Raw genomic sequence first — 14,366 nt, forward strand, 5'->3', positions numbered from 1 at the left:
CTCCCCCGCTTAAGGGGGGAGGGAGAATGCGGTAGCCCCCCCGAACCCAACGAGCAGGCCCCTTACCTCCGCCGCTCCACGTTCACGTAGATCGCGGCGCCCAGCGTCATCGCGGCGAGGGTGAACCAGGTCAGCGCGTAGACGAGGTGGTTGTTGTGGAAGGCGACCACCGTCAGCCCGCCGACGGGCAAGCGATCATCCGCCGACGCATCCGCATCGATGAAGTAGGGCGCGATGCCGGAGAGCCCCCGGGCCGAAGCGATCGCGGCGACATCGCGGGAATACCAACGATCCTCGGCGGTCGCGTTGCTGCGCAGGAACGCGCCGCCGGGTTCGGTGAGGCGCAACAGGCCGGTGACGGCGACCTCGCCCTCGGGCCGGCGCCAGCCCGCAGGATCGCGGCGATCGGAGGGGACGAAGCCCCGGTTCACCAGCACCGTGAAGCCGTCGGCGACCAGCGGCGTCAGCACCCAGAACCCGCCGCCGAGCACCGTCACCGCCTGGACCAGCGTGGTGGACTCGTGGCGGAAGCGGCCCGCCACCCGAACGTGGCGGTAGGCGTCGGCGGCCTCGGTCACGCTCGGCCACGCCGCCGGCCCGGGCGCCGGGACCGGGGCCGCGCCGATTCGGGCCTCGACCCGCGCGATCAGGTCGAGCTTCCATGCCCGGCGCTCGACCTGCCAGATCCCGAGGGCGACGAGCCCCGCGACCGCCAGCGCGCTCGCGAGGTTGAAGGCCGCCAGGCCGAGGCGGGACGTCCTCAGGGCTTGTGGTGCATCAGGTCGTGCGGCGACGTCGGCATCATGTTGGTGTTCAGGTGATACATCACCCAGATCGAGCCGGTCAGCGTGATCACGACGAGGGTCAGCGTGAAGATCAGGGCGAGGATCGTCCATCCGCCCTCGGACTTCGTGTTCATGTGCAGGAAGTAGATCATGTGGACCACGATCTGCACCACCGCGAAGGCCATGATGATCAGGCTGGTGTGCACGGCGTTGCCGAGCACGTCGCTCATCACCAGCCAGAACGGGATCGCGGTGAGGATCACCGAGAGCACGAAGCCGGTCATGTAGCTCTTGAACGAGCCGTGCGCCCCGGCCGGGTGGCCGTGCGCGTCGTGGCCGTGACCGTGCGGTTCGGCGTGGTGCCCCGCCCCCGTCGCCGAGCTCATTGCAGCACTCCCATCAGGTACACGAAGGTGAAGACGCCGATCCAGACGACGTCGAGGAAGTGCCAGAACATCGACAGGCACATCAGCCGGCGCTTGTTCTCGACGATCAGCCCCTTCTGGGCGGTCTGCACCATCAGCACGATCAGCCAGACGATGCCGAGCGAGACGTGAAGGCCGTGGGTGCCGACCAGGGCGAAGAACGAGGACAGGAAGGCCGAGCGCTGCGGCGTCGCGCCCTCGTGGATCAGGTGGGCGAACTCGTAGAGCTCGATGCCGATGAAGCACGCGCCGAACAGGCCGGTGATCGCGAGCCAGACCTGCATCGTCCGGACGTTGTCCTTCTCCATCTCCAGCATGGCGAAGCCGTAGGTGATGGAGGACAGGAGCAGCATCGAGGTGTTGAGCGCCACGAGCGGCAGCTCGAACAGGTCGCGCGGCGAGGGCCCGGCCGCGTAGTTGCGGCCGAGAACCCCGTAGGTGGCGAACAGCACCGCGAAGATGAGGCAATCGCTCATCAGGTACATCCAGAAGCCGAGCATGGTGCTCGACTCGTGGGCGTGGTCCTCGTCGAGGTAGAAGGCCGGAGCCTCGGTGCCCGGCGGGGCCGTGTCGGTGTGCATCATCGGCTCAGGCCCGTCCCGCCATCACGCTCGTCCGCTGCCCCTCGGCCCGCACCACGTCGGCGGCGGGGATGTAGAACTCGCGGTTGTAGTTGAAGGTGTGGATCACGGTGACGAGGAACATCGTCGCGAAGGTCGCGGCCGCGAGCCACCAGATGTACCAGATCATCGCGAACGAGAAGCCGATCGAGACCACGCCGAGGATCACGCCGGTGGCGGTGTTCTTCGGCATGTGGATCGGCTTGTAGCCCTTGAGCGGGCGCTCGTAGCCGCGCTTCTTCATGTCGGACCACGCGTCGAGATCGTGGATGACCGGGGTGAAGGCGAAGTTGTAGTCCGGCGGCGGCGAGGCGGTCGACCACTCGAGGGTGCGGCCGTTCCAGGGATCGCCCGTGAGGTCGCGCAGCGCCTCGCGGTTGCGGATCGAGACCACGAACTGGACGATCATCGACAGGATGCCGAGCAGGATCAGCACCGCGCCGAAGGCGGCGATCACGAACCAGATCTGCAGCGACGGATCGTCGAAGTGGTTGGCGCGGCGCGTCACGCCCATCAGGCCGAGGACGTAGAGCGGCATGAAGGCGAAGTAGAACCCCACCGTCCAGAACCAGAACGACATCTTCCCCCAGAACGGGTCGAGCTTGAACCCAAAGGCCTTCGGGAACCAGTAGGTCACGCCGGCGAAGCTCCCGAACAGCACGCCGCCGATGATGACGTTGTGGAAGTGCGCGATCAGGAACAGCGAGTTGTGCAGCACGAAGTCGGCCGGGGGCACGGCGAGCAGCACGCCGGTCATGCCGCCGATGGTGAAGGTGACCATGAAGCTCACGGTCCACATCATCGGCAGCTCGAACCGGATCCGGCCGCGATACATCGTGAACAGCCAGTTGAAGATCTTCGCGCCCGTCGGGATCGAGATGATCATCGTCGTGATGCCGAAGAACGAGTTCACGTCGGCGCCGGAGCCCATCGTGAAGAAGTGGTGCAGCCAGACGAGGTACGAGAGGATGGTGATGACCACGGTCGCGTAGACCATCGAGGCGTAGCCGAACAGGCGCTTGCCGGAGAAGGTCGAGGTCACCTCCGAGAAGATGCCGAACGCCGGCAGGATGAGGATGTAGACCTCCGGGTGGCCCCAGATCCAGATGAGGTTGAAGTACATCATCGGGTTGCCGCCGAGGTCGTTCGTGAAGAAGTGCGTGCCGACGTAGCGGTCCATCGACAGCAGGGCGAGGACGGCGGTGAGGATCGGGAAGGCCGCCGTGATCAGCACGTTGGTGCAGAGCGAGGTCCAGACGAAGATCGGCAGCTTCATCATGGTCATGCCCGGCGCGCGCATCTTCACGATGGTCGCGATCAGGTTGATGCCCGAGAGCAGCGTGCCGATGCCGGCGATCTGCAGCGCCCAGATGTAGTAGTCGACGCCGACGCCCGGGCTCATGTCCGCGCCCGAGAGCGGCGGATAGGCGAGCCAGCCGGTGCGGGCGAACTCGCCGACGAACAGCGAGGCCATGATCGTCATGGCGCCCGAGACCGTCATCCATAAGCTGAAGTTGTTGAGGAATGGGAAGGCCACGTCGCGGGCGCCGATCTGCAGCGGCACGACGTAGTTCATCAGGCCGGTGACGAACGGCATCGCCACGAAGAAGATCATGATCACGCCGTGCGCCGTGAAGATCTGGTCGTAGTGGTGCGGCGGCAGGTAGCCCTCGTTGGCGCCGAACGCGACCGCCTGCTGCGCGCGCATCATCAGCGCGTCGGCGAAGCCGCGCAGCAGCATGACGAAGGCCAGCACGATGTACATCACGCCGATCTTCTTGTGGTCGACCGAGGTCAGCCAGTCCCGCCAGAGCGGGCCCCAGAAGCGGTAGTAGGTGATCGCGCCGAGCACGACGAGGCCACCCAGCGCCACCATGGCGAAGGTCACCTGAAGGATCGGCTCGTGGTAGGGGATGTCTTCCAGCGAGAGCCGTCCGAAGACGAGCTTCTGGAGATCCGGATTGGAGAACATGGGTTCGATCCGTTGAGGGTGGTTCGGCGGCGGGGCGCCGGTCCTACTTGTTGTTGAGCTGCGACGGGGCGACCGAGTCCCGCTCCGGCGCCGGCATCTGGTTCTCGGGTTTCGTTCCGTTTTCGTGGACGTGCGGGTTGTTGCCGTCGGGCTTCATGCCCTGCGGCTGCTCCTGGCCGTGCGGGGTGCGGCCGGACGCGGGTGCTGTGGCACCCGGCGCCTCGTCGCCCTGCTCGATGTGGCGGTTGTCGTAGCGGAGGCGCTCACGGTTCTCGGTGGAGTCCTTGCCGGCGCCGCCCTTGGCGTCGATGGTCATCATCTCGCTCATGCACATCTTGCCCGGCACGGCGCACATGTTGACGATGGTGTCGAACAGCCCGTCGGCGACGGACTTGTAGTACTTCACCGGCTCGGCCTCGCTCGGCTTCTCGAGCTTGAGATAGTCCTCGCGGGTGAGGTCGGAGCCCTGCGCCTTCGCCTTGGCGACCCAGGCGTCGAACCCGGCATCGTCGAGGCCGTGGAACTTGAACGTCATCCGCGAGAAGCCGGTGCCGCTGTAGTGCGAGGACAGGCCGGCATACTCGCCCGGCTTGTTGATCACCGCGTGGAGCTGCGTCTGCATGCCGGGCATCGCGTAGATCATCCCAGCCAGCGCGGGGACGTAGAAGGCGTTCATCACCGAGGAGGCGGTGATCTTGAAGTCGATCGGCCGGTCGACGGGGGCGGCGAGCTCGTTGACGGTGGCGATCCCGTATTCCGGGTAGAAGAACAGCCACTTCCAATCGAGGGCGACGACCTCGACGGCGAGCGGCTTCACGCCGGCCGCCACGGGGCGGGCGGAGTCGATCCGCCGGAGCGCCCGGAACGGGTCGAGGGTGTGGGTGCTGATCCAGGTGAGCGCGCCGAGCGCGATGATGATCAGCAGCGGCGCCGTCCAGATCACCACCTCGAGCTGGGTCGAGTGGTGCCAGTCTGGATCGTAGGGGGCCGACTCGTTGGTCGCCCGGTAGCGCCAGGCGAAGATCAGCGTCAGCGCGATCACCGGGAGCACGATCAGCAGCATCAACCCGACCGAGGCGAGGACGAGGTTCCGCTGCTGCAGGGCGACGTCGCCCGAGGGCTGCATCACCACGAGGTTGCAGCCGGCGAGCAGCCCGGAGAGCGACACGGCGCAGAGGCCCCGCAGGAGCCGGGCGGCCGTGCGGGCCGGGGGACGGGAAGGTGAGGCGGAGCGTGCCACGGCGATCAACTCGGTTTGCCTGGCCGGCGGGCCCTGGGGCCGTTCGGCGCGAACATGTATCGGAACGGGTGAGGGACTACGCGGGCCTCCCGACTACATCTGACGCATCTCGGAACGGTCGAGGGTGAGGGCAAGGAGCGATGCCGCCGCACCCGAGAGCAGGTAGAGGCCGACCATCCACAGCCCGTAGCGGGACGAGAGCCAGAGGACGACCAGCGGGGCGAAGCCTGCGCCGAACAGCCACGCCAGATCCGAGGTCAGCGCCGCGCCGGTGTAGCGGTAGCGCGCGCCGAGCCGCGCCGTCACCGCGCCGGCGGTCTGGCCGTAGGCGAGGCCCATCAGCATGAAGCCGATGGTGACGTACATGGTCTGGCCGATCGCGCTGTCACCGAACACCAGGGGCGCGATGATGCTGCCGAGGGCGAAGACGGCGATCAGGCCGGAGCTGAGCAGCAGCGCGTTGCGGCGGCCGATCTGGTCGGCGATCAGCCCGGAGGCCGCGACCGCGCCGGCGCAGACGATGGCGCCCGAGCACTGCACGATCAGGAACTCGCCGGGCGAGCGATCGGTGAACAGGGTCAGCCAGCTGATCGGGAAGATCGTCACGAGGTGGAACAGCGCGAAGGCGGCCAGCGGCACGAAGGCACCGATCCACACGTCCACCGCATGGTGGCGCACCACCTCGATCACCGGCACCGGCTCGAGCCGGCCCTTCTCCATCAGGCGGACGAACTCGTCGGTCGCCACCAGCCGCAGGCGGGCGAACAGCGCCACGACGTTGATGGTGAAGGCGCAGTAGAACGGAAAGCGCCAGCCCCAATCGAGGAAGTCGGCCGAATCGAGGTTGACGAGGAAGAACGAGAACAGGGCGCTGGCGACGATGAAGCCGAGGGGTGCGCCGAGCTGGGGGATCATCGCGAACCAGCCGCGGCGCTCGCGCGGGGCGTTCAGCGCCAGGAGCGAGGCGAGCCCGTCCCAGGCGCCGCCGAGCGCGAGGCCCTGGAGGATGCGCAGGCCGGCCAGCAGCCAGATCGAGGCGTGGCCGATGCTGGCGTAGCTCGGCAGGAAGCTCACCGCCGCGGTGGCCCCGCCGAGCATGAACAGCGCGATCGTCAGCTTGACGCCGCGGCCGTGCCGCCGGTCGACGGCCATGAAGATCACCGAGCCGATCGGCCGGGCGATGAAGGCGAGGGAGAACACCGCGAAGGAGTACAGCGTGGCCGTGAGCGCATCCGGCTCGAACGAGAAGAACACCTTCGGGAACACCAGCACCGAGGCGATGCCGTAGACGAAGAAGTCGAAATATTCCGAGGCCCGGCCGATCACCACGCCGGCCGCGATCTCTCCCGGCGCGACCTTGTGGTCGGTCGAGACGAGGTGCGCGTCGCGCTCGAGGGGCGAGGAGTTTGCCAGGGCGGGCTCAGGGATCATGTCGGACAGCCGGCTTGCTCGATGACGACGGTGACGCGGTGCGGCGATCGACGCGAGTCGTGCGCCGGGACCGCGACCGGAAGGTATCCGCTCAGGGCCGTCGGTAACACCGCCGCGTAGTCGCAGGCCGATCAGGGCTGTCCCGGCTGATAGCGCAAGGCTGCGCGATGGTCTCCCTTGAATCCGGCATGTCCATGCCGTCCCGGACGCATGACCACGTCTGTCCCCCGTCTTCGTCGTGTCACGCAGGAGCCGCGACGCAGCCGGATCAGCGGGCGTTCTGCGGGACGTCGACCGTGAGCATCGGCAGCGTGATCGAGCCGGCTGGCGCGGGAGGGCTCGCGAGCAGCGCGAAGGCGGCGACGCTCAGGGCGAAGCCGAAGGCCAGCAGCGACGTTTCGAGGCCGTGGTAGAATGCGTCCATCGCCCGAGCTCCGACCTCGCATCAGGGGGCGATGATCGCGCGGGTGGGTTAAGCGAACCGTAACGTCCGCCCGCCCGGCTTGTCCGGGGGAAGGCCAGCGGGCGCCGTGCGCCGGGGCGGGTCGGGCCGTCAGGCGCTGCCGGCGGCCTCCATCCGGGCGAGGTCCGGCGCACGCGGCTGAAGCAGGGCGGCGGCGAGATGCGCTTCCAGCACGATCAGGTCGGTGTCCGGGTCGGGCACCCAGCCGCAGGTGCAGGTCGTGCCGGCGCCGTGCGCCGCGGCGATCTGGCCGTAGAGCACGCCGATGGTGCGCGACGCGGCTTCGAGGGCGGCCATCACCGACAGGCCCTGACCATCGAGGGCGTGCCAGAACGCCCGCGTCAGCGCCTGCTCGACCGCCGCCTGCCCGCGGGACTCGTCGCAGCGGCACCGATTCGATTCGGCGATCATCGGCGGCCTCCGAGGCGGCGCCCCCGCTTCGGCTGCGGGCCCGCCGCGACGTGGTCGATCAGGTCCGGCAGGCGGTGCAGGCGCAGGCCGAGGCACGAGCCGTCCCACCACGCCACCGTCACGCAGGCATCGATCAGGTCCATCACCCGTCCCATTCCGGCCTCCAGCGCTCGGCGAGCACGCCACCTTGAGAGCAAGGCAGAAGTACATCGCCGAAGAGTGGTCTAGCAGGGATGGAAATCGACAATCAAGCGACGTCGACAATATTGGAAACGTTGTAATTTCAATCTTCGTCGGGCGATATCGAAGTTTATAGTTGAAACGATTCCATGGTACGCCGCGGCCGTCATGCACCGATCGCGACCAGGACGGCGCCGGCGGCGATCAGCGCCACGCCGAGCCAGTTGGTCGGGCTCAGCGTCTCGCCGAGCAGGACCACGCCGAAGATCGCCACCAGCACGACGCTGAGCTTGTCGATCGGGGCGACGCGGGCGGCATCGCCCAGGGACAGGGCGCGGAAGTAGCAGAGCCACGAGGCGCCGGTGGCGAGTCCCGACAGGACGAGGAAGACCGCGCTCCGCCCCGGGATCCGCGCGAGGTCGGCCGCCTGGCCGGTGACGGCCACGATCGCCGCCGTGAGGCCGAGGATCACCACCGTGCGGACGAGGGTGGCGACGTCCGACGGCACGCCGGCGACGCCGACCTTGGCCAGGATCGCGGTGAGCGCGGCGAAGGCCGCCGAGAGCAGCGCCCAGAAGCGCCAGGACTGCATCAAGGCCATCATCCCGCCGGGCCCGTCACAGGATCGCGCGCATCAGCAGCAGCCCGGCGAACAGGCCGGCGAGGCCGAGCACGACCGAGCCGACGATGTAGATCGCCGCCGCGCCGGCCTGGCCGCGCTCCAGCAGCATCACGGCCTCCAGCGAATAGGACGAGAAGGTGGTGAAGCCGCCGAGCACGCCGGTGGCGATGAACAGCCGCAGCGGCTGCCCGCCGCCCCGCAGGGCGAACCAGCCGGTGAACAGGCCCATCAGCACCGAGCCGACGATGTTGATCGCCATGGTGCCGTAGGGAAAGCCCGATCCGAGCCGCAGGGACGCGGTGCTGACGCCGTAGCGCGCCACGCCGCCGACCCCGGCACCGACGAAGACGAGGAGGAGGTTCATGACGACCGCACGGCCCGAGGATTCGGAGCGGGCGCCGTAGCACATTCGGGACCGCGGCGACGGCCCGCATCCGGGCCGCCGGCTTCGGACGGGCGCCCGGGGCCCGTCGCGATCTCCTCGCAGGCGAACGGCCTCGGCCGCGGCGGGTGCCGCGGCCGAGGCCGTCTCGACCGTACCGTCGCCGAGCGGACGTCGCTCGGGCCGGGTCCGTTAGCCCAGGATCTTGTCGACCGTGATCGGCAGGTTGCGGATGCGCTTGCCGGTGGCGTGGAACACGGCGTTGGCCACCGCCGCCGCGGTGCCGACGATGCCGATCTCGCCGAGCCCCTTCACGCCGAGCGGGTTCGCCTTGTCCTCCTCGTCGACGAAGATCACGTCGATGTCGTGGATGTCGGCGTTCACCGGCACGTGATACTCGCCGAGATTGTGGTTCATGAAGCGGCCGATGCGGTCGTCCATCATCGACTCCTCCTCCAGCGCCGAGCCGATGCCCATCACCACGCCGCCGAGGATCTGGCTGCGCGCGGTCTTGGGATTCAGCACCTTTCCGGCCGCGATCGCCGAGACGACGCGGGTGACGCGGACCTGGCCCAGCTCCTCGTCCACCTTCACCTCCACGAAGATCGCCGAGTGGGTGTAGGCCTCGTACTTGGCGTTGAAGTCCTTGTCGGGGGCGGCGTTGGCCGTGGCCTCGACCTTGTCGACGCCGGCCGCCCGCAGCACGTCGACCAGGGCGACGCTGCGCGCGGGGTCGCCCGCCACCGCGATGCGCCCGTCGGCGAAGGCGACGCGCTCGAAGTCGACGTTGGCCAGCGGCGAATCCTCCATCTGCCGGGCGAGCCTGAACACCTGCTCGCCGACGTCGCGGCAGGCCTTCATCACGGCGGTGCCGGACGAGGCCGCGGTCCAGGAGCCGCCCGCCACCGGCGCCTCGGGCAGCGCGGTGTCGCCGAGCTTCGTCGTCACGTCCTCCATCGTCAGGCCGAGGGTGTCGGCGGCGATCTGGGTGAGGATCGTGTAGGTGCCGGTGCCGATGTCGCCGGTCGAGTTGCCGACCTCGAGCTTGCCGTCCGGGGTGAGGATGGCGCGGGCGCTCGTCTGCATCATCATCGATTCCCAGACGCCCGAGGCCATGCCCCAGCCGACGAGCTCGCGGCCCTCGCGCATCGAGCGCGGCTCCGGGTTGCGCCGGTCCCAGCCGAAGCGCGCGGCGCCCTCCGAGAAGCAGCTCTTCAGCGCCTTCGAGCCGAAGGGCTTGTTCTCGGCGGTGGCGTCGGCCTCGGTGAAGTTCTTCAGGCGGAGCTGGATCGGGTCGAGGCCGCTCGCGTAGGCAAGCTCGTCCATCGCGGTCTCGATTGCGAAGACGCCGGTGACGGCACCCGGCGCGCGCATGTCGCCGGGTGTGTAGGTGTCGAGCTTGGCGATCTTGTAGGTCAAGAGGACGTTGTCGCAGCGGTACATCACGCCCGACCAGTTCACGACCACCTCCTGGTAGTCCTCGAAGGTCGAGGTCGCGCCGACCGCGTCGTGGCGCAGCGCCAGGAGCGTGCCGTCCCGCTCGGCCCCGAGGCTGATGGTCTGCAGCGCCTCCGGCCGGTAGGTGATGCTCCACATCTGGTCGCGGGTCAGCACCACGCGCACCGAGCGCTCGAGGTCGCGCGCGGCCAGCATCGCCAGGAAGAGCTGGTATTGCGGGCGCAGGCCCGAGCCGAAGCCGCCGCCGAGATAGGGGTTGAGCACCCGCAGGTCGTCCTTGGCGATGCCGAACACCTTCGCGAGGTAGGCATGGCTGTTCGAGACGCCCTGGACCTTGTCGTAGACCGTGTACTTGCCGTCGCCCTCGAAGATCACCGTCGAGGCGTGGGGCTCCATCGGGTTGTGATGCTCGGTGGCGAGGCGATACTCCTGCTTGAGCTGGATCGCCGAGGCGTCGAACGCCGCATCCGCGTCGCCCCAGGGCTTGGGCGGCGGCTTGATGCCGTTGCGCCGCATCGGCGGCTCGTAGGCGAAGGCGTTGGCAGCTTCGAGATCCGTCAGCGGCTCCTCGACCTCGTAGTCGACCGCCACCAGCGCCGCGGCGTGGCGGGCCGTCTCGAAATCCTCGGCCAGCACCAGGGCGATCGGCTGGCCGCTGTAGTGGATCTTGTCGTCGTACAGGGCGCGGAAGGGCGAGCCGGGGGGCGCGACCTGATCCTGGTAATTGTAGTCGAGCCAGGCGGTGCGGGTGCGGTTCTCGTGGGTCAGCACCTTGACGACGCCGGGCACGGCTTCGGCCTTGCCGGTGTCGATGGCCCTGATCCGGCCCTTGGCGATGCCGCTCGACACCACGTAGCCGTGCAGCAGGTCGGGGGCGGCGAACTCGCCCGCGTACTTGGCGAGGCCCGTCACCTTGGCGGGGCCGTCGACGCGGCTGCGGGCGCTGCCGACGAACGTGTCCCGGCCGGTGGAGGAGAAGGTCTGGGTCATCGGGGGCTCACTGGATGCGCTTGTCGGTGATCGATTGCGGCGTGCCGGCGGCGGCCTGCTCCAGGCCGCGCACGATGGCGCGCCGCGCCAGCTCGACCTTGAAGGCGTTGCCCGCCTGCGGCTGGGCCTCGGCCACGATCAGGTCGGCCGCCGCCTGGAAGCTCTCGCGGGTGGCGGGCTTGCCCTGCAGCAGCGCCTCGGCCTCGCGGTTGCGCCAGGGCTTGTGGGCGACGCCGCCGAGCGCGAGGCGGGCGGTCCGAACCGTGTCGCCGTCGAGCTCGAGGGCGGCGGCGACCGAGACCAGCGCGAAGGCGTAGGAGAGCCGGTCGCGCAGCTTCAGGTAGGTGACGTGCTGGCCGAAATCGCGCTCGGGCAGGTCGACCGCCACGACGATCTCGCCGGGCTTCAGCGTGGTGTCCTGCTCCGGGGCGTCGCCCGGCAGGCGGTGGAACTCGGAGAAGGGAATCGCCCGGTCGCCGTCCGGCCCGCTCACCTGCACCACCGCCTCCAGCGCGGCCAGCGCCACGCACATGTCGGAAGGGTGCGTCGCGATGCAGCTCGGGCTGGTGCCGAAGATCGCGTGGATGCGGGTGACGCCGCCGATCGCCTGGCAGCCGGAACCGGGCTGGCGCTTGTTGCACGGCGTGGACGTGTCGTAGAAATAATAGCAGCGGGTGCGCTGGAGCAGGTTGCCGCCGGTCGAGGCGGCGTTGCGCAGCTGCGCCGAGGCGCCGGCCAGGATCGCGTTCGACAGCAGCGGGTAGCGGGCGCGGACGCGCGCGTCGTAGGCGACGGTGGCGTTCGTCGCCAGCGCGCCGAGGCGCAGGCCGCCGTCGTGCTCGACGATCTCGCCGAGCGGCAGGCGGGTGATGTCGACGAGGCGGCCGGGCCGCTCGACGTCGTACTTCATCAGGTCGATCAGGTTGGTGCCGCCCGCGATGAAGCGGGCCCCGGGTGCGGCGGCGAAGGCCTGGACCGCCTCGGCCACGGTGTCGGCGCGGACGTAGTCGAAGCGGTTCATCGGGCTTCCCCCTGCATCACGTCCTCGATCGCATCGACGATGTTGGTGTAGGCGCCGCAGCGGCAGATGTTGCCGCTCATCGCCTCGCGGATCTCGTCGCGCGAGTGGGCGTGGCCCTCGTTCATCAGGCCGACCGAGGAGCAGAGCTGGCCGGGCGTGCAGTAGCCGCACTGGAACGCGTCGTGCTCGATGAAGGCCTCCTGGATCGGGTGGAGCCCGTTCGAGCCGGCGCCCGCGTTGGCGATGCCGGCGAGGCCCTCGACGGTGGTGATCTCGGCCCCGTCCTTCATCACCGCCAGCGCCAGGCAGGAATTCACCCGCGTGCCGTCGACCAGCACCGTGCAGGCGCCGCACTGGCCGTGGTCGCAGCCCTTCTTGGTGCCAGTGAGGTCGAGGTGCTCGCGCAGCAGGTCGAGCAGGGTGGTCCAGGGCGCGACCTGAAGCTCGCGCGGCTGGCCGTTGATGGTGAGGCGGATGCCGATCCGGTTGTCCGCCGCGACGGGCGAGCCGCTTTCGATGAGCATGGGGCGTTCCAAGAAAAAGGGGTTTCCGCACGAACCGCGCGGGGGAGGGCGACCGACGTCGGGCACCGCCCGGTCTCGCGACGGGTCGCGGGACGTGTCGCAGGACTTGCGTCCGGCCAGGCTGCGCGACGGCCGCCGTTCCTCCCGATAACGGTTCCAATCTGCAGCTGTTCCCCGGGGCGGGCGATCGCGCTGCGGGCGAAACGGTTTCCGTTTGCGCACGCCTCGGCTAACCCTGGGCCGGACAGCCGAACCGTCCCAGGAGCCCCGATGGCCGCCCTCGATTCCGTCCTCAACGACATCGACAAGGATCTCGACAACGCCCTGGAGCGCCTGTTCGCCTTCCTGCGGATCCCGTCGATCTCCACCGATCCGGCCTATGCCGGCCCGTGCCGCGAGGCGGCGGCCTGGCTCGCCGCGGACCTGGCGGCGCTCGGGTTCGAGACCTCGGTGGAGGAGACCTCGCTCCATCCGGTCGTGCTGGCGCACAAGCCGAAGCCGGGGGCGCCGCACGTGCTGTTCTACGGGCACTACGACGTGCAGCCGGTCGATCCGCTGGCCTTGTGGGAGACGCCGCCGTTCGAGCCGCGGATCGCCACCGACGCCAAGGGCAACAAGACCATCGTCGCCCGCGGCGCCTCCGACGACAAGGGCCAGGTGATGACCTTCGTCGAGGCCTGCCGGGCGCATCTGGCGATGAACGCCGAGCTGCCCTGCGCGGTCACGATCCTGATCGAGGGCGCCGAGGAGAACGGCTCGCAGGGGCTGCCCGAATGGGTGGCGCAGAACAAGGACCGGCTCGGTGCCGACGTCGTGCTGGTGTGCGACACCTCCATGTGGAACCCGACGACGCCGGCGATCACCTCGTCCCTGCGCGGGCTCGCGTACTTCGAGGTCGAGGTGACCTGCGCCGACCGCGACCTGCATTCGGGCTTCTTCGGGGGCGCGGCGCGCAACCCGATCCACGTGCTGTCGCGCATCCTCGCCGACCTGCACGATTCCGACGGCCGGGTGACCCTGCCGGGCTTCTACGACGGGGTGCACGAGCGCCCGCCCGAGGTGCTGGAGCAGTGGCGCGGCCTCGACTTCACCCCCGAGAAGTTCCTCGGCCCGATCGGCCTGTCGGAGCCGGCCGGCGAGCGCGGCCGGCTGCTGATCGAGCTGGTGCAGTCCCGGCCGGCCTGCGACGTCAACGGCATCATCGGCGGCTACACCGGCGAGGGCACCAAGACGGTGATCGCCGGCAAGGCGAGCGCCAAGGTCTCGTTCCGCCTCGTGGACGACCAGGACCCGCAGAGGCTCGCCGAGACCTTCGAGGCCTTCGTGCGCCAGCGCATCCCGGCCGACTGCTCGGTGAACGTGATCTGCTACAAGGGCTCGCGCGCGATCAGCCTGCCCTTCGACATGCCGGAGCTCGAGACCGCCCGCGCCGCGCTCGCCGACGAGTGGGGCGTGCCCGCGGTGACGGTGGGCGCCGGCGGCTCGATCCCGATCGTCGGCGACTTCAAGCGCCTGCTCGACCGCAACGCCCTGCTCATCGGCTTCGGCCTCGACGACGACCGCATCCACTCGCCGAACGAGAAGTACGACCTGCGCAGCTTCCACAAGGGCACGCGCTCGTGGGCGCGCATCCTGTCGGCGCTCGGACGGGGCTGAACGCCGCGCACGGCGGGGCACGGGGTCAGGCTGCCGGCACCGGATGCCCCATCTTCGCGTCGATCCCGCCCAGAGCGCGCGGATCTCGGCGGCGGCCTGGCCCCCCGGGGCGCACTCGGTGACGCCGAGGCCCATGGCCAGGGCATCCTGGTGGTCGACCCGCTGGATGATGCTCGGCTCGGCGAG

The 14,366-nt window shown here is 69.3% G+C and carries 15 protein-coding genes; 1 reads left to right on the forward strand and 14 read right to left on the reverse strand.

Annotated elements, in window-relative coordinates; translation table 11 throughout:
* Positions 1–62: 62 nt before the first annotated feature.
* From MKK55_RS19625 to MKK55_RS19690, 14 genes are all read right to left on the reverse strand, one after another.
* Positions 63–764 (reverse strand): SURF1 family protein, encoded by a 702-nt coding sequence (locus MKK55_RS19625; protein ID WP_409566095.1) that lies wholly within the window; start codon positions 762–764, stop codon positions 63–65.
* Positions 761–1,171 carry a cytochrome o ubiquinol oxidase subunit IV gene (gene cyoD, locus MKK55_RS19630; RefSeq protein ID WP_147841995.1) on the reverse strand — a complete coding sequence of 137 codons (411 nt, stop codon included), beginning with the start codon at positions 1,169–1,171 and terminating at the stop codon, positions 761–763. Before cyoD ends, MKK55_RS19625 begins: the two co-directional genes overlap by 4 nt.
* Complete coding sequence (gene cyoC / locus MKK55_RS19635; protein ID WP_147728169.1) at positions 1,168–1,794, reverse strand: cytochrome o ubiquinol oxidase subunit III; 627 nt, start codon at positions 1,792–1,794, stop codon at positions 1,168–1,170. The genes cyoD and cyoC overlap by 4 nt, the downstream gene beginning before the upstream one ends.
* Before the next feature lie 4 nt (positions 1,795–1,798).
* Positions 1,799–3,802, reverse strand: coding sequence for a cytochrome o ubiquinol oxidase subunit I (gene cyoB, locus MKK55_RS19640; RefSeq protein ID WP_243937250.1), 2,004 nt, complete (start codon positions 3,800–3,802; stop codon positions 1,799–1,801).
* Positions 3,803–3,845: 43 nt separating this feature from the next.
* Entirely contained in the window at positions 3,846–5,042 is a 1,197-nt protein-coding gene (gene cyoA / locus MKK55_RS19645) for a ubiquinol oxidase subunit II (RefSeq protein ID WP_147841996.1), read from the reverse strand.
* A gap of 93 nt (positions 5,043–5,135) precedes the next feature.
* Complete coding sequence (locus MKK55_RS19650; protein WP_147728166.1) at positions 5,136–6,473, reverse strand: MFS transporter; 1,338 nt, start codon at positions 6,471–6,473, stop codon at positions 5,136–5,138.
* A gap of 268 nt (positions 6,474–6,741) precedes the next feature.
* Positions 6,742–6,897 (reverse strand): hypothetical protein, encoded by a 156-nt coding sequence (locus tag MKK55_RS19655; RefSeq protein ID WP_243937252.1) that lies wholly within the window; start codon positions 6,895–6,897, stop codon positions 6,742–6,744.
* A gap of 129 nt (positions 6,898–7,026) precedes the next feature.
* Positions 7,027–7,347 (reverse strand): hypothetical protein, encoded by a 321-nt coding sequence (locus MKK55_RS19660; protein ID WP_147859387.1) that lies wholly within the window; start codon positions 7,345–7,347, stop codon positions 7,027–7,029.
* The gene (locus MKK55_RS19665) at positions 7,344–7,490 is read right to left on the reverse strand and encodes a hypothetical protein (protein WP_243937254.1); all 147 of its coding nucleotides are present in this window, start codon (positions 7,488–7,490) and stop codon (positions 7,344–7,346) included. Before MKK55_RS19665 ends, MKK55_RS19660 begins: the two co-directional genes overlap by 4 nt.
* Before the next feature lie 203 nt (positions 7,491–7,693).
* Positions 7,694–8,131, reverse strand: coding sequence for an EamA family transporter (locus tag MKK55_RS19670; protein WP_243937256.1), 438 nt, complete (start codon positions 8,129–8,131; stop codon positions 7,694–7,696).
* Positions 8,132–8,144: 13 nt separating this feature from the next.
* Entirely contained in the window at positions 8,145–8,513 is a 369-nt protein-coding gene (gene crcB / locus MKK55_RS19675; RefSeq protein WP_243937258.1) for a fluoride efflux transporter CrcB, read from the reverse strand.
* A 210-nt stretch (positions 8,514–8,723) separates the two neighbouring features.
* Positions 8,724–10,979 carry a xanthine dehydrogenase family protein molybdopterin-binding subunit gene (locus tag MKK55_RS19680; protein WP_243937259.1) on the reverse strand — a complete coding sequence of 752 codons (2,256 nt, stop codon included), beginning with the start codon at positions 10,977–10,979 and terminating at the stop codon, positions 8,724–8,726.
* A 7-nt stretch (positions 10,980–10,986) separates the two neighbouring features.
* Positions 10,987–12,000, reverse strand: coding sequence for a xanthine dehydrogenase family protein subunit M (locus MKK55_RS19685; RefSeq protein WP_147842001.1), 1,014 nt, complete (start codon positions 11,998–12,000; stop codon positions 10,987–10,989).
* Complete coding sequence (locus MKK55_RS19690) at positions 11,997–12,524, reverse strand: (2Fe-2S)-binding protein (protein ID WP_147727412.1); 528 nt, start codon at positions 12,522–12,524, stop codon at positions 11,997–11,999. Before MKK55_RS19690 ends, MKK55_RS19685 begins: the two co-directional genes overlap by 4 nt.
* 270 nt (positions 12,525–12,794) lie before the next feature.
* Here MKK55_RS19690 and MKK55_RS19695 point away from each other — a divergent pair, with 270 nt between their 5' ends.
* Complete coding sequence (locus MKK55_RS19695; RefSeq protein ID WP_243937260.1) at positions 12,795–14,180, forward strand: M20/M25/M40 family metallo-hydrolase; 1,386 nt, start codon at positions 12,795–12,797, stop codon at positions 14,178–14,180.
* Positions 14,181–14,366: the final 186 nt, after the last annotated feature.

Origin of the sequence: Methylobacterium sp. J-059 (assembly GCF_022829485.1) — a bacterium.
Lineage (GTDB): Bacteria > Pseudomonadota > Alphaproteobacteria > Rhizobiales > Beijerinckiaceae > Methylobacterium.